We start from the raw sequence: 25,774 nt of genomic DNA, 5'->3' as shown, positions 1-25,774 counted from the left end.
TATTTATCATCAAATAACAAATATGGATATCAACACAGAAGAGTTAGAGGAGACTATTATCTCGGTTAAAGAAACAGATCTGATTTACGGTATCGACGACCGTCCGCCTTTGAAAGAAGCCCTGTTTGCCGCCTTGCAGCATTTATTGGCTATCTTTGTCGCGATCATTACTCCGCCGCTGATCATTGCGGGAGCTTTGAAACTCGATCTTGAAACGACTGGTTTCCTGGTGTCGATGGCTCTTTTTGCTTCCGGTATATCCACATTTGTACAATGTAAACGGATCGGTCCGGTGGGAGCCGGGCTACTCTGTATACAGGGAACGAGCTTTTCATTCATCGGTCCGATCATTTCTGCCGGACTGACGGGTGGCTTGCCGCTGATTTTCGGTGTTTGTATGGCTGCTGCTCCGATCGAAATGATTATTAGCCGGACATTCAAATATATGCGTTCGATCATTACTCCGCTGGTTTCAGGGATTGTCGTGCTGTTGATCGGGTTGAGCCTGATCAAGGTCGGCGTGGTTTCTTGCGGGGGCGGTTTTGCTGCGATGGATAACGGGACATTCGGTAGCTTGGAAAATATCGGCGTAGCTGCAACTGTATTGCTGAGTGTGCTGTTCTTCAACCGTTGCAAGAATAAATACCTGCGTATGAGTTCGATCGTTCTCGGACTGTGTATTGGTTACGGACTGTCTTTTGCCTTGGGAATGGTCGATATGAGTGCGGCTTCCTCCCAGAACCTGATGGGATTCAATATACCGGTTCCGTTTAAATACGGGCTCGATTTCAATATTTCTTCATTCATCGCTATCGGGCTGGTTTATCTGATCACGGCTATTGAAGCGACAGGCGATATAACTGCCAACTCCATGATTTCCGGTAAATCGATTGAAGGAAAGAGCTATCTGAAGCGTGTCTCCGGCGGTGTGCTGGCAGACGGTGTAAATTCTTTTGTTTCCGGTGTCTTTAATTCATTTCCAAATTCTATCTTTGCACAAAATAACGGGATCATCCAGTTGACAGGCGTTGCCAGCCGTTATGTCGGTTATTATATTGCCGGCATGCTGGTTTTACTGGGATTGTTTCCAGTTGTGGGTGTGGTGTTCTCTTTGATGCCCGATCCGGTTCTCGGAGGGGCTACATTACTGATGTTCGGAACGGTGGCAGCTGCCGGTATCCGTATCATCGCTTCGCAGGAGATCAACCGGAAAGCGACACTGGTATTAGCAGTCAGCCTTTCCCTCGGTTTGGGGGTGGAATTAATGCCTGACATTTTGAAAACGGCTCCGGAGGCTATCAAAGGCATATTCTCATCCGGTATTACTACGGGCGGTTTAACGGCGATTATTGCCAATGTGCTGATCCGTGTAAAAGAAGATAAAGAAGATAAAACACAATAAAAACAAATGGAATTACTTAAACAGCGTATTTTGCAAGACGGCAGATGCTATCCGGGAGGTATCTTGAAGGTGGACAGTTTTATAAATCACCAGATGGACCCGATGCTTCTGTATAAGGTTGCTGAAGAATTTATCAATCGATTTAAAGGAGAACATATCAATAAGATCGTTACGATCGAAGCAAGCGGTATCGCCCCGGCCATCATGGTCGGTTATATCCTGCAACTGCCAGTGGTATTTGTAAAGAAAAAGCAACCGAAGACAATGGAGAATATGCTGAGCACGGTAGTCCATTCCTTTACCAAAGACCGTGATTATTCTGTTTGTATCAGTAATAATTTCCTGACGGCAGACGACCATATCCTTTTTATCGACGACTTCCTTGCTTTCGGTAATGCAGCTATGGGAATGATCGACCTGGCTCAACAGGCTGGTGCGACGATTGCCGGTATGGGTTTTATTATCGAAAAGGCATTTCAGGATGGAGGAAAAGCATTGCGCGAATCAGGTATCCATGTGGAAAGTTTGGCTATTATCGACAATCTCGACGATTGTAAGATCACGATCCGTTAGAAAGAAACCAACTAATTGAGTAAAAAATAATGAATACAGAAGTAAAAGAAAGATTACTCGACAGAGTGAAAACTAATCCCTATGTAAACCATTTGGGGGTACAATTCACTACTGTCGAAGATGGGATCGTTGAGGCACGTATGCCCTTGCACGATGAACAACGCCAGTATAGCGGTGTTATTCATGGAGGTGTATTGGCTGCCCTGGCCGATACGATCGCCGGATTTGCCGCCTATACAATGACTCCGTTGGATAAAGATGTATTGACGGCAGAACTGAAAGTATCCTTCCTGCGGGCAGCCTGGGGGAAAGAGTTGATTGCCAAAGGAACAGTGATCAAACCAGGACGACACGTACATTTCAGTGAATGTGAGATTTATTGCGATGATAAACTTGTAAGCAAAGCATCCGGCACGTTCAGTGTCGTACAACCACAGGTATAGACAAAATCCGTTTTATATCGAAAAGCGCAGGCAAGCTGTGTTTTTCATAATCGGCAGCTTCAGGATATCCTCTTGCTGCCTTTTTTCTATCCGTACGATGATAGCACGGTTAAATCCCCCATGCCCGATAGCCAGGATACGTTTGCCCGGAAATTCGGTTTGCAGGAATTCCAGAAACTCTCCGGCTCTCTTATGTAAAGCCTCCAGGCTTTCTACACTTTCAGGCAGGTTCTTGAAATCCATTTCGTTGGCAACCTTTCCGGTATAGATACCCCAGTCCATTTCACGGAGCAGGGGAGTCTGGACAGGTTCCAGCCCTTTACGACGGGCAACAGCCAGGGCTGTATCGTAACTCCGGGCCAGGTCGCTGCTGACAATCACGTCGATCTCTTCTCCTTCCAACAGGTCGGCAAGTTGTTCCGCCTGTTGTTTTCCCAATTCGGAGAGATGGCCGGGCATTTGTCCCTGCATGATGCGCAGTTTATTCTCTTCCGTCTCTCCGTGGCGACTTAGTATAAGCGATATTGTTGAAGTCATATTATTTATACTTGATCCATTTTACCATTTCCTTTATACTCGGTTTCTTTCCATACATCAGGATACCGACCCGGTATATCTTGGCTGATAACCAGACAATGCCGATAGCCGAAGCATATAGTAAAGAAACAGATAATAACTTCTCCCACAAAGGTATTTCAAACGGGATACGTACCATCATGACAATCGGTGATGTGAACGGTATCATCGAACACCAGAAAGCCAGCGGGCCGTCCGGATTCTCCATGCTGTAAATACCGGCGTACAACGCAAAGATCATAAAGATTGTAACAGGCGCCATAAACTGTTGCGTATCTTCCTGGCTGTCTACAGCCGAACCGATTGCCGCGAATATGGATGCATATAACATATAACCGCCAATAAAATAGATAATAAAGGAAATACCTATCTCTGCGATATTGATAGAATTAATAATTCCCATAATCTCATTACCGGAAGAAGAAGCCAATGCATTCGTATCCACCATTCCCATTTGGGGGCCGGCTTGTAAGGCACTCATATCAGCCCCTCCCGAGAACATGAATCCTCCTACGCTAACCAGTACGGTCGTGATAATCCCCCACAGGAATACCTGTGTCAATCCGACAAAACCGATACCGATAATTTTCCCCATCATCAGATCGAACGGCCGCACAGAAGAAATCATCACCTCGATGATGCGGTTGGTCTTTTCCTCCATCACCCCTTGCATGACCATCGCACCATACATCATAATGAACATATAAATAATGAACGTGAATACCATTCCGATCACGGATGCTACGGTGGCCGACGACGTACTTTCCTGCCCGTCTTCGCTCCATTTGATGGTTTGTACATTAAAATTGATCTTACTTTCCCGGATGATCTCTTTCAGATTGGGGATGTTGAAGGAAGCAAGCTTCTCACTTTCGAGTTGTTTGCTTAATGTCTGGTTAACCAGCCGGCTCAGTTCGACGGGTACCTGCTTTTCCGAATAGAGAGTTGCCGCCTTTGGGTTGCTCAACAGATCGTCTGTAATACTGAGGAAGGCGAATATTTCCTTGTCACTGTTCCGGCGATAGTCGTCTAGCGTCTTGTCGCTATGGACGAAGTGGAAGCTTTCATTGTTTTCAAACAATTGGGCATATTTTCCTGTCGTATCGATAATGGCGATATTACGAACCTCGTCTCCTTTAATAGTTGACAACCATAACGGAACGAACACCAGTGCTGCAAACAAAAACGGAGTTAATAGCGTAAGCAGGATAAACGACTTTTTACTTACCCGGCGCAGATACTCTCTTTTGATTATAAGTCCTATTTTATTCATGCCTGTGTCGTGTTTGTACCTGATACGGTGTTAATAAATATGTCGTTCATGGATGGTAACTCTTCGGTAAACGAGAGAATTTCTGCCTGTTTCGATAAAGTGGACAGTAGAGCAGAGTTGCTGATACCTTCTGCCTTATGGATCTGAAATTCACGTATCCCGCTTTGTTCCTTTTCGGAAAGTATAGTAAAGATATCCGTCTGATCGTTTTGCAGGGAGCTATCCGATGTGATGCGTAAAGTAAATGTATTGTTCCGGAAACGGTTCCTTACTTCCGTTACATTTCCGGAAAGAACGACCTGTGAACGATTTATCAGGGCTATATTATCGCATATTTCTTCCACTGATGCCATATTATGGGTGGAGAATATGATCGTATGTCCTTTCTCCTTCAGTTCCAGTATTTCCTGCTTCAGCCGTTCCGCATTCACCGGGTCGAAACCGCTGAACGGTTCGTCGAATATAAGCAGTGCCGGTTCGTGAATAACGGTAATGATGAATTGAACTTTCTGTTGCATCCCTTTCGACAACTCTTCCAGCTTCTTGTTCCACCAGGGCATGATGTCGAACTTTTCGAACCATTGTGTCAGGCGTTTACGGGCCTCCTGGTAGGATAAGCCTTTCAATTGTGCCAGGTAGATAGCTTGTTCGCCGACTTTCATTTTTTTATAAAGACCACGTTCTTCCGGCAGGTATCCGATCTGGTATATATCCTCCGGTTGCGATTCACGTCCGTTGAAACGAACGATCCCACTGTCGGGAGCCGTGATACGGTTGATGATACGGATTAGTGTGGTTTTGCCGGCACCATTAGGTCCGAGCAACCCGAATATCTTTCCTTCGGGAACCTGGATGTTGACTTTGTTCAGGGCAAGATGATTGGCATACTGTTTTACCACATCTTCCGTTTCCAAAAAGTTCATAGGCTATAAATTGTTGTTACATTTTTAATACGATACGTTCTCCCAATTCTTTACTCAATACATTCTTTATCTCGTTCAGGTGAGTCAGCTTTCTCATCAACTCGAACACCTGATCTTCATTCCCTTTCAGATGTGCTTCCTTGATGCCTAACTGGGTCTCTTTAATCTGGCGTATGATATAGGCATCCTTCATGGCATATATTTCACGAATAACCAGCTGATCCAGTTTGTCCTCTTCCTGTTCCAGTTCACGATACTTGCTGTGATATTTGCTCAACTGATATTTTTCGCTGATCAGGTTCGCAGCCAAACGGCTGACGTTCGGGTCCGGATGGGCCAGAAAGTAACGGTTGGCAATAAATCCCTCGTTCTTGCATCTCTCGGCAGCTTCGTCGAGCATATTTTTGAAGATCGGGGTATAGAAAGTCAGATCGTCACGTTCCAGGTCGTAACGGATATATTCGGCAACACGCATAACGATATGTTCGTTTGTTTCTTCATCCACATAGTCGAACAAAACTTTCTCGCCATAACGCACGATATATTTCAGCAACGTAAGTTCGTATATTTCATAAGGCGAACGTTTCGGCTGGGCGGCGCGAACCACTTCCGGCGGTTGTACTGGCGGAAAATCGGGGGGGGGCACATCCATAGGACCTGTCTCTCCCGCCGGATATTCTTCCATGGGCGGAGGAGGAGGGGGCATATCGTCCGGTAATGATGGCATTGCTTCGTCCGATGGTGGCAAAAAGCTATCCTCTACGATCGGCTGGTAACCGGGAATATCCGGATATTCCGGTATCATACTCATTGTATTGGAAACCGGAGGTGTGGACTGTGTCTGGTTGTTTTGCCTTTCTTCCTTATTTAAACGGATTTTGTTTACCTCGTTCAGCAACACCTGTTCGTCTATCTCCATCATCGCACTGCATTCGCGGATATAGATGGAACGGGCTATATTGTCGGGGATAATGGCTACCGTGCGGATAATATCCGTGATCAGCGACGAACGTTTGATCGGGTCGTTGCCTGCATCATCCAGTAATAAACGGGTTTTGAAACGGATAAAGTCCGTTTCGCTCTGCTTGATAAATTCGGCGAACTGGCTGGCATTGTGTTTGCGGGCGAACGAGTCCGGGTCTTCACCGTCCGGCAGCAGAACCACCTTGACGTTCATTCCGTCTTCCAGCAACAGGTCGATACCGCGCAGGGCGGCTTTGATACCGGCGGCATCACCGTCATATAGTACGGTAATATTATTGGTGAAACGATGTATAAGCCGTATCTGTCCCTGTGTAAGAGCCGTACCGGACGAGGCGACCACATTCTCTATACCCGCCTGGTGCATGGAGATCACATCGGTGTAACCTTCTACCAGGAAGCAGCGGTCTTCCTTCACCATCGACTGTTTGGCGAAATAGATACCGTAAAGCTCATTACTTTTATGGTAAATCTCGCTTTCGGGCGAGTTGACGTACTTGGCTGTTTTCTCGTCCTTTTTGAGCACGCGGCCACCGAAAGCCACCACTTTACCGCTCAACGTATGTACGGGGAAGATCACACGACCACGGAAACGGTCGTTCACCCCTCCGTTATCGTAAGCAATGACTAACCCTGTTTTTTCAAGGAATTCTTTTTTATAACCGTTCTTGGTTGCTGCCTTATATAAAGCATCCCGCTGGTCGAGACTGTAACCTAACTGAAATTTACGGATGGTGTCTTCCCGGAATCCACGTTCGGCAAAATAACGCAATCCGACGGTTTTCCCTTCTACGTGTTCGTACAGCTGGGTGCTGAAATACTGTTGTGCCCAACTGTTGACGATCAACATACTTTCCCGGTCGCTGCGTCTTTGCTTTTCCTTATCGGTCAGTTCCCGTTCCTGTATCTCGATGTTGTATTTCTTGGCAAGATAACGTAAGGCATCGAAATAGTTCAGCTGTTCATGCTTCATGATGAAGTGAACAGCCGTGCCGCCTTCGCCACAGGCGAAGCATTTACAGATATTTTTGGCCGGAGAGACGTAGAAAGAGGGGGTTTTGTCTGTATGAAACGGACATAATCCTACATAGTTGATCCCTCGCTTACGCAAGGTAACGAATTCTGAAACAACATCCACAATGTTTGCAGTGTCAAGTATCCGGTCTATGGTAGGTTGATCGATCATTTATTTATTTCCTTCCTTATAATAACGGAAGGCAAATGTAGTGATTTTATTTGAAATGGAGTAACTGTAGATAATATCCCTTTGAAAGTAATAGTTAATGCGCGTAAAAAAGAAAGGAAGCTCTTTGATATGTAAGAAACAGGAATAATCCTTATCTTTACAGCGAAAGTTTAATCATATAATATATTTAACTATGAATGAATTACAGGTAATTCAAAGTAAGATCTACGAGATACGAGGACAAAAGGTGATGATAGATCGGGATTTAGCTGAAATGTATGATGTGCCAACAAAGGTGTTAAACCAAGCTGTTAAGCGTAATATAGATCGCTTTCCATCTGATTTTATGTTCCAACTTACAGATAAGGAATTAGAAGATTGGAGGTCACAATTTGTGACTTCCAATTCAATAAAAATGGGTATGAGACGAAAGCCTTATGCTTTTTCTGAATTAGGAGTAGCTATGCTTAGTAGTGTTCTTAATTCAAAAACCGCAATACAAGTAAACATTAATATTATGCGTGCTTTTGTTGTAATTCGGCAGATGTTGATAACATCCCCTATCAGTAAAACAACAATGCTTCAACAGGAATTAAAGGAGTTGAAAGAATATATTGAAGAAGTATTCGCTGACTATAATGATATTAATGCTGATACTCGCCTACAATTGGAACTAATTAATAAAACATTGGCTGAATTACAGGTACAAAAGAGATTATCGGATAGACCACACAACCCGGTTGGATTTATAAAACCGAAATAGTTCCTATAGAGTAGCTATCTGTTCCTCGAACCGCTCTTTGTCGTAAGCCTTGCTTCTTACCTTGCTTCGGTAGGAGTAAACCGTAGCCAGCGAATATCCCAGGAAATGGGCGATATTGCTGCTGTCGTTTATTCCGAGCCGGATGAGGGCGAAGATGCGCAGTTCGGTCGACAGGATTTCGCCGGATTTAGGATATAGTTTTCCCTCTTCCGTCATCAAGCCGTTGAAAGATTCGGTGAAGCGGGGGAAGAGCCGAAGAAATGACTTGTCGAACTCATTATAGAAATTTTTCCGCTCATCGCGTATGAACTGTTCGGACTTGATCGTCTTGAACAAATCATCCAGTTTGGAGGCCATTGCCAGTTTGGCGAGCGAACGGCGATACGTATCCAGTTTGTCCAGATAGATGACGCATTGGTTCAGGTAGAGTGCGATGTATTCCTCTTTTATTTTGCTAGCCTGGCTCAATTCTTTGTTGATCTCCTGTAGCTGTTCGTTGGCTGCACTGACTTTCTTACGCATAAGCGACAGCTTTTTCATCTGTCGGTAGAGGTAGAAAATCGTGATCAATAAAAGAAATGCCATCAGGCTGATGCTGATAAGCAGGGTACGGGTGATCTGTTTCTCTTTCTGTATTTTCAGTTTATATACTTTATCCACGATCGGGAAAAACTCGGTCACTTCCACTGAGCGGAGACGGGCGTTACAGGCAACTGCATCTTCCATCGAACAGCTCAGGTATTTGTATGCCCGTTCGATATCTCCTTTTTCAAACATCAGTAGTGCTAGTTTTTGCAGGGATATGTATTCACGTTTGGCTGCTTTTAGGTCACCGATCGCTGTTTGTGCCAGGTAATAGATTTGTTTTTCCGTATCTCCTTTTTGAGCGTATGCCTGGGATAGGTTATATAATATGTATATAGCAGATTCTGTTCCTTTGGCCTTTTCGAGTTCTTTGTTCATCAGGCGGATGGCTTCGTCGGGATTACCGTTTACGATCAGCTGGTCTGCCAGAACGATATTATGGTCGGTACCGTCCGGGGTAACCGCCAGGATCGAGTCGCGGTAAGCGTTTGTCTGGGCGATATATTTATGACGGTCGTTTGTACGGGTGTAGTCGGCTATCCAGCCATAAAAGGTGCGGCAGGTATAGTAATAATAAAGTAATGACCTTTCGCTTAAATCCTCTCTTTGTATTTGTTCCAGTTGTTCGGGTACTTCGTTATAAAGACCCATAATACCGAGAACCTCTGCTCGGGCTATCCGCAGATCGTTTTTATAGGACGGGTTACGAAGTGAATTGATCAAAGTCTCCCTTCTTTCCAGACAACGCAGGGCCGAGTCTGCCTGAAAATGCAGATAGATACCGAACAAAGTTCCGTAAAGCTCATATTTACTTTCCAGCGAAGAGGTTGCCTTCAACAGACTTTTAATGCTATCGGCTTCCTGTTCCCGTTGCTGCTGGAAGACCGGTTTCTGCGCAATCGTGCGATCCAGTTCTTTTAACAGGGCTAGATTCGTCTTGTCTTTTTCAGAAGCATAAGACAACTGGAAGCAAAACAGAAACAGGAGAATGGCTGATATCGTTTTAGTCATAGGAGTGTTTTTCATTTACAATGTTCTGTATTCATTCTTTTACAAATGTAAGAAATATCTTCGGGTTGTCTATTCTGATCTGTAATAATTATAGGCATGACTTCTTTTATAGCTCACCATCCCGAATTCCCTAAAAACTCGTTTTAAACGAACCAGCATTTCGTTTAAAACGAGATTTTTTTCGTTTAAAACGGACTGTAGCCTCGTTTAAAGCGAGTTTTCGTTCGTTTAAAACGAGATTTGGGCTCTTGGGCTGATCGGGGGCGATATTACCTCTATAAATAATGAATATACTCCCTATATAGTACTATAATTCTTTCTAATCCGTTTTGATTTTTGCCCTGTTTGCTTGAAGCTATATATCTGTTAATCAGTAGAAAGATACTTTTAAGAGTTTTGATTTTTTTTCTAGTGAAAGTTTTCGGTTGACTAACCCTCTACATTTGCTTCCGTTAACAAACAAATCATCCATGAAACAAATTATTATTACGATTGTATTATGTCTGACCTTCAATCTACCCGGAATATCGGCTTTGAATGTTCAGAAAACAGAACCGGCCTTCTGGTGGTCCGGCATGCAGAATACCGAATTACAGATTTTATTATACGGTAACGATATCTCCACAGATAATGTCTCTCTGTCGGCATCGGATATCCGTATCAAAGAAATTGTCAGGTTAGAAAATCCCAATTACTTATTAGTTTATCTGGATTTGACGGAGACGGCTCCGCAACAATTCAATATCATACTGAAGAAGAATGGTGAGCAGGCCGTTATTCCTTATCAGATCAAAGACCGCAAAGACAGTCCTGCCGGTGCAAAAGGTTTTGATGCTTCCAACGTATTATATCTGATCATGCCCGACCGCTTCGCGAATGGTAATCCCGATAACGACCGTGTTGCGGGAATGTTGGAGAATAAGGTAGACCGTTCCGATCCTTTTGCCCGCCATGGAGGTGATATTCAAGGAATAGAAAATCACCTGGATTACTTTACCGATCTGGGCGTGACAGCTATTTGGTTGAATCCCATTCTTGAAAACAATATGCGGGAAGGTTCTTACCATGGCTATGCAATCACCGATTATTATGCCGTCGACCCGCGTTTGGGTAGCAATCAGGACTTCTGCCGGATGGTAGATGCTGCCCATAATAAGGGTTTGAAGATTGTGATGGATATGATCTTCAACCATTGCGGCAGCGAGCATTTTTTCTTTAAAGATAAACCGTCCGATAACTGGTTCAACTTCCAGGATAATTATACGCAGACCTCTTATCAGACTATGCCGCAAATGGATATACACCGTTCGGATTACGACAAGACGAAAAGTGTGGACGGCTGGTTCACTGAATCCATGCCCGACTTGAACCAACGCAATCGTCATGTCGTTACCTACCTGATACAGAATAGTATTTGGTGGATCGAATATGCCGGGATAGACGGTATCCGTCAGGACACACATCCGTATGCAGACTTTGAGATGATGGCACGCTGGTGTCGGGCTGTCAAAGCGGAATATCCTGATTTCAATATTGTCGGCGAAACCTGGCTCGGTAGCAATGTAGGTGTTTCTTTCTGGCAGAAAGATAGTAAGGTGGCTTATCCTCGCAATTCTTATTTACCTACTGTGATGGACTTTCCGTTGAACGGTCTGATGTCGTATGTTTTCGATGAGGAAACGAACGAGTGGGACAGAGGATTGGCGAAGATTTATGATTATCTGTCACAGGATATTGTGTATGCCAATCCGATGAATCTTTTGGTATTCCTGGATAACCACGATACCTCACGCTTCTATAAAACAAAACCGTCTTCCGGCCTGAACCGTTACAAACAGGCACTGGCTTTCCTGTTGACTGTCCGTGGAATCCCACAGATCTATTACGGAACGGAAATAATGATGGCCGGCGATAAGGCAAACGGCGACGGTGCTTTGCGTAACGACTTTCCCGGAGGCTGGAAAGGAGATAAAGTAAATGCATTCACTCCGGCAGGACGTGATTCGTTGCAGACGGAAGCATTTGCCTATATGCAGAAACTCCTTCGGTGGCGTGCCGGAAATGAAGTGGTCGCCAAAGGTTCCTATAAACATTTCATTCCGCGCAACGGCGTTTATGTCTACGAAAGACGATTGGGTAACCGTTCCATTGTCGTTTTCCTGAACGGTACGGATGAAAAGAAAATGCTTGACCTTGCTCCCTACCGGGAAATTCTCCCTGCTTCTTCGGCTAATGAGTTGCTGAGCGGTAAGAATATCCGGTTGGATTCCTCCCTCTCTCTTTCTGCAAGAGATGTTGTGATCCTTGAATTTTAATGTTAATATAAATCATATAACACCATGAAACGTAGTATTTTGTTTTTGGCCGCATTGTTTGGCTGCTGTGCGATGTCGTATGCCCAGCAATTACTTTCACCGGATGGAAATCTGAAAATGACTTTCAAGCTGGATGAAAAGGGCGCACCGGTTTATGACCTGAGTTATAAACAGAAAGAAGTGATCAAACCCAGTAAACTAGGGCTGGAGTTGAAGAAGGAAGATGCGGATGCCGCTGTCGACTTCGAGTTCAAACAACGCAAAGATGTTGCAGCGTTGGATAAAAAGACGAACCTGTATGACGGATTTAAAATAACGGATACCCGTACGGCTGCTTTCGATGAAACCTGGCAACCGGTATGGGGAGAAGAAAAAGAAATTCGTAATCAGTATAACGAGCTGGCCGTTACGTTGGATCAACCGGCAAACGACCGTTCTATCATTATCCGTTTCCGCCTGTTCAACGATGGGTTAGGGTTCCGTTATGAATTTCCGCAGCAGAAAGAGCTGAATTATTTCGTGATCAAAGAGGAAAAGTCACAGTTTGCCATGGCAGGCGACCATAAGGCATTCTGGCTCCCGGGCGATTATGACACACAAGAATACAGTACGGTTACTTCCCGCCTGAGCGAAATCCGCGGGTTGATGAAGGAAGCCGTTACGCCTAACTCTTCACAAACACCTTTCTCCCAGACTGGCGTTCAGACACCGTTGATGATGAAATCGGAGGATGGTCTGTATATCAACCTGCATGAGGCAGCCTTGGTTGACTATTCTTGTATGCACCTTAATCTGGATGATAAGAATATGGTCTTCGAATCCTGGCTTACTCCGGATGCCAAAGGGGATAAAGGATATTTACAAACTCCTTGTCAGTCTCCGTGGAGAACGGTTATCGTAAGTGACGATGCGCGTGATATTCTGGCTTCACGTATCACTCTGAACTTGAACGAGCCTTGTAAACTGGAAGATGTTTCCTGGATCAAGCCGGTTAAATATATCGGTATTTGGTGGGATATGATCACCAATAAAGGAACATGGGCTTATACGGATGAATTAAGCAGTGTCAAGTTGGGCGAAACGGATTACACAAAGGTGAAACCGAACGGCCGTCACTCTGCCAATACGGCTAATGTGAAGCGTTATATCGACTTTGCCGCGGCCAATGGTTTCGACGCCGTCCTGGTGGAAGGATGGAATGAAGGTTGGGAAGACTGGTTCGGAAAGAGCAAAGATTATGTATTCGACTTCGTAACTCCTTATCCTGATTTCGATGTACAGGAAATCCATCGTTATGCGGCAAGTAAAGGCATCAAGATGATGATGCACCATGAAACTTCGGCTTCCGTACGTAACTATGAACGTCATATGGACAAAGCGTATCAGTTCATGGTAGACAACGGATACAACAGTGTGAAAAGCGGTTATGTCGGTGATATCATCCCTCGCGGCGAACATCATTACGGACAGTGGATGTGTAACCATTATCTGTATGCCGTAAAGAAAGCATCCGATTATAAGATTATGGTAAATGCCCATGAAGCTACCCGTCCGACAGGTTTGTGCCGCACGTATCCGAACCTGATCGGAAACGAATCGGCTCGCGGAACTGAGTATGAATCGTTCGGAGGTAATAATGTCGACCATACCACGATCCTCCCGTTTACCCGTCTGATCGGAGGACCGATGGATTATACGCCGGGTATTTTCGAAACGCATTGCAGTGCGATGAATCCGTCGAACACGTCACAGGTACGTTCCACGCTGGCACGCCAATTGGCTCTTTACGTAACGATGTACAGCCCGCTTCAAATGGCTGCCGATATTCCCGAACATTACGAACAATATGCCGACGCTTTCCAGTTCATCAAGGATGTTGCCCTCGATTGGGAGAAATCTCTTTATCTGGAAGCCGAGCCGGGCGATTATATCACGATTGCACGCAAGGCAAAAGGTACAGGCAACTGGTTTGTCGGTTGTACGGCAGACGAGAACGGACATGATTCACGTCTCTCTTTCGACTTCCTCGAACCGGCTAAGAAATACATCGCAACAGTATATGCCGATGCAAAAGATGCCGACTGGAAAAATAATCCGCAGGCCTATACTATTAAGAAAGGACTGTTGACAAACAAGAGCAAATTGAATTTGAAGGCTGCCTGCGGTGGTGGCTATGCCATCAGTATCTTCGAGGTGAAAGACCTGAAAGATATAAAAGGGTTAAAAAATCTATAAGGTATAAGGATTGTTAAGGTTATTAAGTAAACTTGTAAAGAACTTAAATTTAAGCACATGAAACGTTTAAGGTTTAAAGCTTTGTTGATGCTCATCGCAGGCTTGTGTATGTCCATCTCTGTGTTTGCCCAGCAAATAACAGTGACTGGAGTTGTGAAAGATCCTACAGGAGAACCGGTTATCGGGGCGAATGTTATTATAAAAGGAACGACGAACGGTACGGTTACCGATATAGACGGTCAGTTTATGTTGTCTGCTTCCAAAGGAGATGTTATCTCAGTTTCATTTATCGGATATAAAATGCAGGAACTGCCTGCCACAGCCAATATGAATATTATTTTGGCGGAAGATTCCCAAATGCTGGAAAACGTAGTTGTTATCGGTTACGGTACGGTAAAAAAGAATGACGCGACCGGGGCGGTGACGGCGATCAAGCCGGACGAGAAGAACCGGGGCGTACAGGTCAGTCCGCAGGACATGTTGATGGGTAAGGTGGCAGGTGTATCGGTGGCTTCTTCAACCGGACAGCCGGGTTCCTCTTCGTCGATCCGTATTCGTGGCGGTTCTTCTTTGTCTGCCAAAAACGACCCGTTGGTGGTTATCGATGGGGTGATTATGAACAACAGTGCTCCCGACGGTCTGAGTAATCCGCTGAGTACGGTCAATCCGGCGGATATCGAATCGTTCACCGTATTGAAAGATGCTTCGGCGGCTGCTATTTACGGTTCGCGTGCTTCTAATGGTGTTATTATCATTACGACCAAGAAAGGGAAAAGCGGTAGCGTGAAGATCAATTATTCCGGAAATGTATCGATCAGTACGAAACGTAACAAGATAGAGGTTATGAGTGCAGACGAATATCGTGACTATATCACTACTTCACCGAATGTTACGGAAGGTATGTTGACTGCACTGAACCTGCATCCGGGTGTAAGTACGGACTGGCAGGACGAAGTGTTGCGCACGGCTGTATCTACCGATCACAACCTCAGTGCATATGGTTCAGTCAAAGAGTTTATGCCGTATCGTGTATCGTTCGGTTATACCGACCAGAACGGTATTTTGAAAACATCTAACTTCCAGCGGTACACCGGAAGTCTGTCTTTGACTCCCTCCCTGTTTAACGACCATCTGAATGTAAACCTAAATGCGAAAGGCGTTTATATCAAGAACCGTTTTGCCGATACGGGTGCTTTGGGTAGCGCTGTAGCTTTCGATCCGACCAAGCCGGTGTATAACAATAGTAAATATGGTGGTTTCTTTACCTGGACGGGCGATTATACGCCTGACGGAACTCGTTCTACTTCTGCTGGTGTGAATCCGGTTTCCATGCTGGAAATGGTGGACGACCGTTCGACTGCCAAATCGTTTATCGGAAATGCTCAGTTCGATTATAAGTTCCATTTCCTGCCCGAACTTCGTATCAACATGAATATGGGTATCGATTATACTTCTGTGGAAGGTAAGAAATATGTGGACCCGAACGCGCCCGGTTCTTATCAGCCGGACGATGATGCAACCGGAAGCCGTAATATCTATAACAACTCGCACAACAATAAGATATTCGATCTGTATGGCCAATATTCAAAGGACTTTGAATCCATATCCAGCCATTTCGATGTAATGGCTGGATACTCTTACCAGAGTTATCGTACGAAAACGGATAAAGTGACTTATTATCTGTCACGCCGTCCGGAGACATTCGGTCAGAATGCCACGGTAAGCAATGAGTTTAAGGAAACCGATACGAAATATGTGCTTGCCTCTTTTTACGGTCGTATGAATTACTCGTTGATGAACAAATACCTGTTGACTTTTACCTTACGTGACGATGCATCTTCTCGTTTCGCCAAGAACAGACGCTGGGGACTTTTCCCTTCACTGGCACTGGGATGGAAACTGAACGAAGAATCTTTCCTGAAAGATTTCAACAGTCTGGATGAACTGAAGTTACGTTTGGGTTGGGGTGTTACCGGACAACAGGATATCAACCAGGGAGATTATCCGTATCTCTCTTTCTATCGCGACGGTAAAGGTGGTGCCATGTATCCGGTCTATGACGCAGCCGGGAATGTGACCTGGGTGAATGTGATAGCCCCGACGGCAGCTAACCCGAATCTGAAATGGGAAACAACGACTACGTATAATGTGGGTGTCGATTATAGTTTTCTGAACAACCGGATCAGCGGTTCTGTAGATGGATATATCCGCAAGACTAAAGATCTGATCAATGCCGAAGTGAATGTGCCGGCAGGTACCGACTTTGCCGAGTATGTCGTATCGAATATCGGTTCATTGGAGAATAAGGGAGTTGAGTTTTCTATCAATACCCGTCCGGTGGTCGGAAAAGATTTCAACTGGGACCTGGGATTCAATATCGCTTATAATAAGACAAAGATCACTGAACTGACTTACAATGATAATTCGGATTCACCGGGTAAACGTTTTGAATCGACCGGTGGTGATGGTGGTCTGCGCCTGAAAATCCACAGTGTGGGATATGCTCCCGGTTCCTTCTATGTATTCCAGCAGGTGTACGACAAGGATGGCAATCCGATAGAAGGGGAATATGTAGACCGTAATGGCGACGGAGTTGTGAACGACAACGACCTGTATCGTTATAAGAATCCGGTAGCCGACGTAATGATGGGCTTCAATTCCAAGTTCAGTTACAAGAACTGGGATCTGGGTTTCAACGGACGTATCAGCCTGGGAAATTATAACTTCAATGCGACGGCAGCCAATGCGGCTCTCGGTGTAAATGAACTGTTCGGAAACAATGCATTGAGCAATAAACCTGTATCGGCATTGGAGACCGGTTTCCAGACACGCCAGCGCCTGTCGGATTACTATATCCAAAATGCTTCGTATCTGAAAATTGACAATATCACATTAGGATATAATGTCAGTAAGTTCTTGGCAACCGGCTGTAATGCCCGTTTCTACGCCACGGTTCAGAACCCCATCGTCATCACTAAATATGACGGACTGGACCCGGAAGTAAATGACGGTATGGATAACAATGTGTATCCGCGTCCGATCACTGTTTTATTCGGAGTTAACATTAATTTCTAAATTGTATAGATCATGAAACTGAAAAAATATATATCGTTATTCATCGCTTCCTGTAGTTGTGTCTGGGCAACCTCTTGCCTGGGTGACCTGGATCAGGAGCCGATACTGGATAAATCCAGTGCTTCCATTCATAATGAAGCTGATTGCCAGGCATTCCTTGCCAAGATCTATTCCGGTTTCGGCTTGTCGGGAAACTCTTCCGACCCGAATGTGGAACCGGACCTGCAGGGAGGTGACCAGGGGTCACTGGTTTTCCTCCGCGGACTACTTTCCATGCAGCTTTTCCCTACCGATGAGGCCATCTGGAACTGGACTGACGAAGGTATTGTGGAACTTTGCGAGATCGACTGGGATTATACGTTGCCGTATGCTTATACTTTCTATCAGCGTGCAATGTTGAATGTCCGTTATTGTAAGGAGTTCCTGGATGTGTATCACTCCGAGAGCGACATCGAGGATATTCAGAAATACCGGGATCAGGTACGTGGCCTGCGTGCAATGAATTATTATTATCTGATCGATCTTTATCGTAATCCGGGCGTTGTCTGGGACGACAGCCCTACGGACGATAAATCATGGAAACCTTCACAGATAGGAGCGGAAGCCTTGTTTGAAAAGATCGTGAACGAGCTGGTCGACCTGTCGGAGAATGGCGATCTCGATGAGACACCTTCCATGGCTACATATGGTCGTATTACTAAACCGGTGATCAATACTTTATTGGCTAAAATGTATCTGAATGCCGAAGTGTATACCGGTACGCCGATGTATGATAAAGCGGCTGCTTATGCCAAAAAGGTGATCGATGCCGGTTTCGGTTTGGAAGATAATTATGCAAACCTGTTCTGTGGTGAGAACCATCTGACAGGCATTCATAAAAATGAGATCATCTATGCCATACCATTCGACAATGTCAACGCAAAAAGCTTCGGTAGCACGATCGTCCTGACTGCAGGTGCTTTCGGTGGTGATCTCGACCAGACGTGGTTTGGTATGTCTTCATCCTGGACTTGTCTGAAACCGACTCAGCAAATGATCGAATTCTTTGATGAAAGCCCGGATGCAGGAACTGACAGTCATGGTAGCCGTATCAAGAAGGACAAACGGTATGCTTTCTACGACGGTGCCGGAACACGCACGCCCGAATCGAAGATGCAGGACTGGAACTCTGGCTATCTCTGCTATAAATTCACCAACCTGGGTTGGGACGGTGCGGCTGTAACGCCGACTCCCGATCCGAACACTGATTTCCCCTTGTTCCGTCTGGCCGATATTTATCTGATCTATGCCGAATGTGCAGCCCGTAATGCTGCCGGAACGAGAAAAGAACAGGCCGTTGAGTATGTGAACAGACTGCGCGAACGTGCTTATGGAGACCAGAGTGGAAATATAACCTTATCCGATCTGTCCCTCGATTTCATCCTCGATGAACGTGCTCGTGAGTTATATTGGGAAGGACAGCGTCGTTCGGACCTGGTTCGTTTCGGTAAATTCACCAAGGATTATGCCTGGGCATATAAAGGCGGTACGTTGGAAGGGGTAGCCAATCTCGACAGCCGTTTCAATGTGTATCCTATCAGCGACCGTGATCTGACGGCTAATCCGAACCTGAAGCAGAACACCGGTTACGAATCTTTGAAATAATAACGATTAATCTGAAAGAAAATGAAGAAACTGAATATATTCATGCTGCTTCTGGCCGGTTCGCTTTTGTGGACCGGATGCAGCGACGACAGAGACGATAATCCGGTGTTCCAGGAACCGACCGAATTCAATCTGAATACACCGGAACAAGCATCTAACGTATATGATCTGCAAAATATTTCATCTATCGATCTGACATGCACGCAGCCCGATTATGGCTATGCAGCCGGAACAACTTATAAAGTACAGCTTTCTTTGGAAAGTACATTCAAAGATGCGGATGAGGTAGCCGGTACGACTGCTAATTATGCCACCCTGTCCAGTACTTATCAGCGCCCGGAACTGAATGTCGATGCCGTTGAATTTGCAATGGCTTTGCTGGATCTGTGGAAAGCTTCTCATGATAACGCTGAACTGCCGGAAACACCGATGCCGGTATATGTCCGTCTGCGTGCTGCTTTATCCAATAACGGAATGGGGCAGATATCGTCCAATAGTATTGAGTTGCCGAAAGTTTTGGGATATAATGTAGAACCTCCGGTGTCTTTACCTGGTCAGATGTTTTTAGTAGGTGACTTTGCTTCCGGCAGTAGTTGGGGTAAATGGGTCGAAATGATTCCGGTAACGGATACGCCGGGTAAATTTTGGTCGGTTCAGTATTTTGGCGGTAATAATGTTATGAAGTTTAATGCACAGCCTACATGGGATGGTAATCAGGTAGCTTATAGTGAAGGACTTGTTCCTGCTGAATCTGCCTCCTTTGCCGGTGTTTCCGGTGTGGATGACGGCAGTGGCGGAATGAATATCGGCGTAAAGAATGCAGGTTGGTATATCCTGGTGGTTACTACTGCATTGGAAGGTAAGAATCTGAATTATACGTTGGAATTTCTTTCTCCGGATATCTATGTAACAGGGGATGTTTCCGGTGGTTGGGATACTTTCGATGAAGCCCGTAAATTTACGGTACCTTCCGGTGAAGGTGAGTTTGTTTCACCGGCTTTTGTTGCGAGCGGGAATTTACGGCTTTGTGTTAAACTACCGTCGACAGACTGGTGGCGGACTGAATTTATAATCATGAACAATAAGATTGAATACCGGAAGAACGGAGGTGATCAGGAAGCTGTAAGCGTATCGGCCGGTCAAAAGGCTTATCTGAACTTCCTGGATGGTTCGGGGCGTATCAAATAAAGAACTCGGATGGAATTGTGTAATTGATAATTTAATTGTCGATAGTTGTAAGCAAGGTCGCTTATGGCTATCGACAATTTTTTAATAAGTGAAATAATTGGCTAAAGTTGGCTTTGAAACTACAGTAACTGTTATATTTGCAGTATAAAAACATAAAGATATGATAGTCAGAATACTTTCTCTGTTGGTATTTACGTTGATTTTTAGTTCGTGTCATGGTCAGCAAACTGCAAAAACAGAAGAAAAGGATACAACACCGAAAAGCTTTGAAATGGTTACTGTCCCGAGTATGATCACCGATCCGGGGGAACGTGCCAAATATCTGGTGCAACATTACTGGGATAAATTCGATTTTACCGATACGGCTTATATTCATCTGCCGGATATAACGGAACAGGCGTTTACCAACTACATCGACCTGATGAAGTATGTGTCTCCGGAGGTGGCTTCCTCTTCTATCAAAGGGATGATGCATAAAGTTACTGCCGATAGCACTTTCTTTGCTTATATGGCTGGTTTATATGAGAAGTATTTATACGATCCAAACTCTCCGATGCGAAATGAGGCTTTGTATATCCCTGTTTTGGAATCAGTTCTGGCAGCTCCGGTTTTGGATGAGGTCAACAAGATACGTCCGGCACATTTACTGGAGTTGGCATTGAAAAACAGAGTAGGGGAGCCGGCTACCGATTTTACTTATACGCTGGCGAGTGGAAAAACAGGTACATTATATAATGTAAAGGCTGATTATCTGTTATTATTCTTTTATAATCCGGATTGTCATGCTTGTAAAGAGATTACGGAGCAGTTACAGTCTTCACCGCTGATTTCTGATTTGCAGAAAAACAAAAAACTAAAAGTCCTGGCTGTCTATCCGGACGAAGACCTGGAAGCATGGCGCAACCATATTCCGGATGTTCCGGCAGAATGGATCAATTCTTATGACAATACAGTGAGCCTTAAAAATGATGAAATATATGATTTGAAAGCAATACCTACACTTTATCTCCTGGATAAAGACAAAAAAGTCATTTTGAAAGATGTCACATTTAACCAGTTGATGGAATTTTTACAAATGCAAACAAACTAGTATGTAAATAAACAAATAAAGTATGAGAACAACGTTATTATCATTAGCCTTTCTGGCAGGGGTTAGTCTGACTGCGTCTGCCCAGTTCAAAATCGGAGGAAAAACTATCAATACCAAGAAAGTTGTCAGTGCTGCAACCGATGTGGCAAAAGCGATCACACTGAGTGATGCCGATATAGCCAATATGAGCCGTGAATATATTGAGTGGATGGATACGCATAATGAAGTGGCAGGTCCTGATACGGAAATGGGAGCACGTCTGGAGCGTTTGACCAAAGATATAAAAGTCGAAGGGTTGGATTTGAATTTCAAAGTATATAATGTAATAGACGTCAATGCTTTTGCCTGTGGAGACGGAAGTGTGCGTGTTTGTGGCGGATTAATGAAGATCATGGACGACAATGAGGTAATGGCTGTTATCGGCCATGAGATCGGTCACGTTCTCCATTCCGATTCAAAGGATGCCATGAAGAATGCTTATCTGACTTCGGCTGCCAAGAATGCGGCAGGGGCAACCAGCGATGTTGTTGCTAAGTTGTCTGATTCTCAGCTGGGTGATCTGGCTACGGCTTTGGCTGGTGCACAGTATTCGCAGAAGCAGGAGAATGAAGCGGATGATTATGGCTTTGAGTTTAGTGTAGCTAATGGATATGATCCTCACAGCATGCATGATTCGTTGGCTAAATTATTGGAATTGAGTGCAGATGCACCTAAGTCATCCAAGTTCCGCCAGCTCTTTTCCAGCCATCCGGAAACGGAGAAACGGGTTCAACGAATGAAAGAAAAAGCAGACAATTATACAAAGTAGTACGTATATTATGTTACCGTCTCTTAAACGGGCGGAATCTTTACTGAAATATTGCTAAAATAATTCTATTTATGCCGGAAAAGTATGTTGGATAACATAAAAGTGCTTATATTTGCACTGTGTTTTTCATGGTATTAGATTTAAGGTTAGCAATGAAGATTGGTTGTCGGGAGACAACCTTTTCTTTTTTATACACCTGACTAATCATTTTCAGACTTTCCCACTTTTAATTCCGAAATAATATTACTTTTGTATAGTGACTATAAAACTTATATGGTGTGGATGCAAAAATAAAATTACGGGTTCAGGGGCTAACGAATAGTCAGATTCAGTCCGGAGCTTACGCTTTGATACTGGCAGAGGAAAACGGAGCCCGTCGTATACCAATTATAGTAGGAACTTCAGAGGCACAATCCATAGCTATTGCATTGGAACATATTACGCCTCCCAGACCTCTTACTCACGATTTGTTTGTAACTTTTGCACAGGCTTTTGCCATTCAGTTGCGGGAGGTTTTTATTTATAAATTTGAAGACGGGGTTTTTTATTCGGAACTGCTGTTTGATGATGGTATCACCCAGGTGCGCCTTGATTCGCGTACGTCGGATGCGATTGCAATCGCCCTTCGTGTGAAATGTGATATCTATACGACAGAACAGATCGTGACCGAATGTGGCGTAGTGCTGGAAGAAGCCACGTTGCTGGATGATAAAGACGATGATGAATATGCTTTACTGGATAAAGAACCGGAAGATATAAAAGATGAAGTTGAATTAAAGAAATGGCTTTCTCTTTTGGACGAGGATGAATTGAGCGAGCGGTTGGAAGAAGCAATCGCCGATGAGAATTACGAATACGCCAAGATGTATAAGGATGAGATCCGCCGGCGTGAAGAAGAGGAGGGCAGTGCCAAATGATAGATCAACAGAGTGGGATCAGCCTTGAATCCCTGTTACGTGGAATACTGGGGATTGTGACGGTACTGGCTGTGGCTTACGCCTTGAGTCAGGATCGGAAACGGATCGACTGGAAGCTGATCGGAGGCGGTTTGATCATGCAGATTCTGTTTGCACTGGCTGTTCTTTATATTCCTTTTGTGGGAACCGCTTTGGAATGGACGGGAAAGGCTTTTATCAAACTGATGGATTTCACTCAAGCTGGCGTAGGTTTTTTATTGGGACCGTATGCTTCTAAAAGTAACGGCTTTATCTTTCTGATTCACTCATTACCTGTTGTTATATTCTTTTCTGCGTTGGTGTCGCTCTTTTATCACTGGGGGATTATTCAGCGCGTGGTGGGGGCTTTCTCCTGGGTACTGCGAAAATTTATGAATATCTCAGGGGCGGAAGGCTTGGTTACTTCCGGCAATATATTCATGGGAATGACGGAATCTCCCGTACTTATAAAGAATTATTTGCCGGCGATGAACCGGTCTGAAATATTTTTGGTCATGGTTTCGGGAATGGGTACGATTGCCGGAACGGTTATGGCTACGTATATCGGGATGCTTTCGGGGGGCGATCCGGTTGCCCGGGTATTGTTTGCCAAGCATCTGATCTCTGCGTCCCTGATGGCTGCTCCCGGATCGATCGTCCTGGCAAAGATGCTTTGTCCGCAGACAGAAGTGGCAGTCGATCAGGCTGCCAGCCTGGAAAAAGGTAGTTCACATCCGACTGCATTGGATGCGTTAGCTTCCGGAACATCTACCGGCATACGTCTGATGGTGAATATTGCGGCAATGTTGCTGGTCTTTATTGCTTTGGTTGCATTGGCCAATTATTTGCTGGAAGGTTTATTGGGCCGTTATACCGGATTGAATGAATGGATCGTTTCGGTGACTGACGGAAAAGCACACGGATTGACGTTCCAGTTTATTCTAGGAGTAATTTTGGCTCCGTTCATGTGGCTGATCGGTATTCCGTCGCCGGATATCATGCTGGTAGGCTCTTTACTGGGACAAAAGACGATCCTGAATGAATTTGTCGCTTATTTTCAGTTACAGGAGTGGAAAGATGCCGGTATGTTCATGTACCAGAAGTCGATATTGATGTCTACTTATATATTATGTGGCTTTGCCAATATTTCGTCTATCGGGATTTTGTTGGGAGGAATGGGCGTGCTGGCTCCGGAAAAGAAGGAGATGATCACTCGTTTCGGTTTTCCGGCGATGATTGCCGGTGCCTTGGTTTCAGTCCTTTCCGCGACGATTATTGGTATGATACTTGGGTAATTGATAATTGACAAATTGATAATTTGAGATGCAGATATTTTATACACCTGACATTGCGGTGAATCCGGAATTGCCGGAAGAGGAGGCGGGTCATTGTATCCGTGTGCTTCGTCTGACTGAAGGAGACGAGATTTTGTTGACAGACGGAAAAGGTTTTTTTTATAAAGCGGCTATCAGCCGTGCCCATCATAAACATTGCGAGGTTTCTATCCTGGAAAGCTGGGAACAACCGGCATTATGGAATTTCCAGCTTCATATTGCTGTTGCACCTACCAAAAATATGGATCGGATGGAATGGTTTATGGAGAAGGCTACTGAGATCGGGATTAATGCAATCACTTGTCTGAACTGCCGTTTTTCGGAGCGACGCGAAATTAAACCAGCCCGTTTGGAGAAAATATTGGTCAGTGCGATGAAGCAGTCACAAAAAGCGACCTTACCGGAATTGACTGGTATGATTGATTTTAAGAGCTTTGTAAAACAACCATTTGAAGGTCGTAAATTTATAGCCCATTGTGAAGAAACTGAAAAGAAATTGCTGAAACATCTTTATCATCCGGGAGAGAATGCTTTGGTTTTGATTGGGCCGGAAGGTGATTTCAGTCCTGAAGAGATTGAGTTGGCTTTGCAGCAGGGATTTGAACCGATTTCATTGGGGGAAAGCCGCCTGCGGACGGAAACTGCCGCGTTGGTGGCTTGCCATACGATACATGTCCTGAATCAATAGTGACCACTAAAAATAGAACGATGACAGAAAAGGAAAAATGCCGTCTAGGCTTATTGTATGATGCCAATTATGACACAGAGATATTGGCAGATCGTGAAAGAGCAAAAGAGTTGCTTTATGATTACAATCGTCTGCGTCCCTCACAGCAGGGAGAAAGGATGCAGCTGTTAAAACAGCTCCTGGGGAAGACTGGTAATAACTTGATCATCGAACCGCCTTTTGCCTGCGACTATGGTTATAACATCGAAGTAGGGGAAAACTTTTATGCCAATGTGAACCTGGTTATCCTGGACGGAGCCAAAGTCAGTATCGGTGATAATGCCTTTATCGCTCCGAATGTCGGTATCTACACAGCCGGCCATCCTCTGGATGTGGAACAGCGCAACCGTGGACTTGAATATGCCCTCCCTGTGACGATCGGTCATAATGTATGGATTGGTGCCGGCGTCTCCATCCTGCCCGGAGTGATGATTGGCGATAATACTGTTGTCGGTGCCGGAAGCGTGGTGACGAAAGATATTCCGTCGAATGTATTAGCGGTAGGCAATCCTTGCCGGGTGATAAAACAATTGTCACTCTGTCACTAATAGCGTATATGCCTTGAATATTAGATTGTGCAAGAGTGACATTTGTTGATTTGAAATATCACTTAAATGTCACTGTGTCTCGTCCTGTCTTATCTTGTCTCGTTTTGATTTAGGTAGGCTATGTCCTCGGAGTATTCTGTATATATAGGTAAATACCGA

The 25,774-nt window shown here is 44.7% G+C and carries 20 protein-coding genes; 15 read left to right on the top strand and 5 right to left on the bottom strand.

Annotated features, from left to right (window positions below; translation table 11 throughout):
* Positions 1 to 22: 22 nt before the first annotated feature.
* Genes P3L47_RS21870 through P3L47_RS21860 form a run of 3 tightly spaced genes read left to right on the top strand, consistent with a single transcriptional unit; the run spans position 23 to position 2,418 of the window.
* Positions 23 to 1,402: a nucleobase:cation symporter-2 family protein gene (locus P3L47_RS21870; RefSeq protein WP_122363547.1), complete on the top strand. Its 1,380-nt coding sequence runs from the start codon at positions 23 to 25 to the stop codon at positions 1,400 to 1,402.
* Positions 1,403 to 1,408: 6 nt separating this feature from the next.
* Positions 1,409 to 1,975: a xanthine phosphoribosyltransferase gene (gene xpt / locus P3L47_RS21865; RefSeq protein WP_075558413.1), complete on the top strand. Its 567-nt coding sequence runs from the start codon at positions 1,409 to 1,411 to the stop codon at positions 1,973 to 1,975.
* Positions 1,976 to 2,004: 29 nt separating this feature from the next.
* On the top strand, positions 2,005 to 2,418 hold the full coding sequence (locus P3L47_RS21860; RefSeq protein ID WP_075558412.1) for a PaaI family thioesterase: 414 nt from the start codon (positions 2,005 to 2,007) through the stop codon (positions 2,416 to 2,418).
* A 12-nt stretch (positions 2,419 to 2,430) separates the two neighbouring features.
* Here P3L47_RS21860 and P3L47_RS21855 read toward each other — a convergent pair whose 3' ends face one another.
* The 4 genes from P3L47_RS21855 to dnaG are packed head-to-tail and all read right to left on the bottom strand — an operon-like array spanning position 2,431 to position 7,357.
* Positions 2,431 to 2,955 (bottom strand): histidine phosphatase family protein, encoded by a 525-nt coding sequence (locus tag P3L47_RS21855; RefSeq protein WP_129732530.1) that lies wholly within the window; start codon positions 2,953 to 2,955, stop codon positions 2,431 to 2,433.
* A gap of 1 nt (position 2,956) precedes the next feature.
* Positions 2,957 to 4,267, bottom strand: a complete 1,311-nt coding sequence (locus tag P3L47_RS21850) for an ABC transporter permease (RefSeq protein WP_122363544.1) — start codon at positions 4,265 to 4,267, stop codon at positions 2,957 to 2,959.
* A complete protein-coding gene (locus P3L47_RS21845) occupies positions 4,264 to 5,190 on the bottom strand; it encodes an ABC transporter ATP-binding protein (protein ID WP_277782118.1) in 927 nt (308 codons plus the stop codon). Before P3L47_RS21845 ends, P3L47_RS21850 begins: the two co-directional genes overlap by 4 nt.
* A 16-nt stretch (positions 5,191 to 5,206) precedes the next feature.
* Positions 5,207 to 7,357: a DNA primase gene (gene dnaG / locus P3L47_RS21840; RefSeq protein ID WP_277782117.1), complete on the bottom strand. Its 2,151-nt coding sequence runs from the start codon at positions 7,355 to 7,357 to the stop codon at positions 5,207 to 5,209.
* Positions 7,358 to 7,550: 193 nt separating this feature from the next.
* Here dnaG and P3L47_RS21835 point away from each other — a divergent pair, with 193 nt between their 5' ends.
* Positions 7,551 to 8,120: an ORF6N domain-containing protein gene (locus P3L47_RS21835; protein ID WP_122363541.1), complete on the top strand. Its 570-nt coding sequence runs from the start codon at positions 7,551 to 7,553 to the stop codon at positions 8,118 to 8,120.
* Positions 8,121 to 8,123: 3 nt separating this feature from the next.
* Here P3L47_RS21835 and P3L47_RS21830 read toward each other — a convergent pair whose 3' ends face one another.
* The gene (locus tag P3L47_RS21830) at positions 8,124 to 9,716 is read right to left on the bottom strand and encodes a DUF6377 domain-containing protein (RefSeq protein ID WP_122363540.1); all 1,593 of its coding nucleotides are present in this window, start codon (positions 9,714 to 9,716) and stop codon (positions 8,124 to 8,126) included.
* 470 nt (positions 9,717 to 10,186) lie between these two features.
* Here P3L47_RS21830 and P3L47_RS21825 point away from each other — a divergent pair, with 470 nt between their 5' ends.
* The 11 genes from P3L47_RS21825 (at position 10,187) to P3L47_RS21775 (ending at position 25,615) form a co-directional block, all read left to right on the top strand.
* Positions 10,187 to 12,031: a glycoside hydrolase family 13 protein gene (locus P3L47_RS21825; protein ID WP_277782116.1), complete on the top strand. Its 1,845-nt coding sequence runs from the start codon at positions 10,187 to 10,189 to the stop codon at positions 12,029 to 12,031.
* A gap of 24 nt (positions 12,032 to 12,055) precedes the next feature.
* A complete protein-coding gene (locus P3L47_RS21820) occupies positions 12,056 to 14,266 on the top strand; it encodes a glycoside hydrolase family 97 protein (RefSeq protein ID WP_277782115.1) in 2,211 nt (736 codons plus the stop codon).
* A 57-nt stretch (positions 14,267 to 14,323) separates the two neighbouring features.
* On the top strand, positions 14,324 to 17,341 hold the full coding sequence (locus P3L47_RS21815) for a SusC/RagA family TonB-linked outer membrane protein (protein WP_277782114.1): 3,018 nt from the start codon (positions 14,324 to 14,326) through the stop codon (positions 17,339 to 17,341).
* Positions 17,342 to 17,353: 12 nt separating this feature from the next.
* Entirely contained in the window at positions 17,354 to 18,985 is a 1,632-nt protein-coding gene (locus tag P3L47_RS21810; protein ID WP_122363536.1) for a RagB/SusD family nutrient uptake outer membrane protein, read from the top strand.
* A gap of 21 nt (positions 18,986 to 19,006) precedes the next feature.
* A complete protein-coding gene (locus P3L47_RS21805) occupies positions 19,007 to 20,173 on the top strand; it encodes a SusF/SusE family carbohydrate-binding protein (protein WP_277782113.1) in 1,167 nt (388 codons plus the stop codon).
* A 160-nt stretch (positions 20,174 to 20,333) separates the two neighbouring features.
* The gene (locus P3L47_RS21800; protein ID WP_122363534.1) at positions 20,334 to 21,263 is read left to right on the top strand and encodes a DUF5106 domain-containing protein; all 930 of its coding nucleotides are present in this window, start codon (positions 20,334 to 20,336) and stop codon (positions 21,261 to 21,263) included.
* Between the two features lie 22 nt (positions 21,264 to 21,285).
* Entirely contained in the window at positions 21,286 to 22,071 is a 786-nt protein-coding gene (locus P3L47_RS21795) for a M48 family metallopeptidase (RefSeq protein WP_277782112.1), read from the top strand.
* Positions 22,072 to 22,349: 278 nt separating this feature from the next.
* Positions 22,350 to 22,988: a bifunctional nuclease family protein gene (locus P3L47_RS21790; protein ID WP_277782111.1), complete on the top strand. Its 639-nt coding sequence runs from the start codon at positions 22,350 to 22,352 to the stop codon at positions 22,986 to 22,988.
* Entirely contained in the window at positions 22,985 to 24,301 is a 1,317-nt protein-coding gene (locus P3L47_RS21785) for a NupC/NupG family nucleoside CNT transporter (RefSeq protein WP_122363531.1), read from the top strand. Before P3L47_RS21790 ends, P3L47_RS21785 begins: the two co-directional genes overlap by 4 nt.
* Before the next feature lie 28 nt (positions 24,302 to 24,329).
* Positions 24,330 to 25,028, top strand: a complete 699-nt coding sequence (locus tag P3L47_RS21780; protein WP_122363530.1) for a 16S rRNA (uracil(1498)-N(3))-methyltransferase — start codon at positions 24,330 to 24,332, stop codon at positions 25,026 to 25,028.
* 20 nt (positions 25,029 to 25,048) lie between these two features.
* A complete protein-coding gene (locus P3L47_RS21775) occupies positions 25,049 to 25,615 on the top strand; it encodes a sugar O-acetyltransferase (protein ID WP_277782110.1) in 567 nt (188 codons plus the stop codon).
* The last annotated feature ends 159 nt before the right edge of the window (positions 25,616 to 25,774 follow it).

It is taken from the genome of Parabacteroides chongii (assembly GCF_029581355.1).
Taxonomy (GTDB): Bacteria; Bacteroidota; Bacteroidia; order Bacteroidales; family Tannerellaceae; genus Parabacteroides; species Parabacteroides chongii.
The sequence above is the reverse complement of the archived record's forward strand: the minus strand, read 5'-3'. Positions and strand labels throughout refer to the sequence as shown.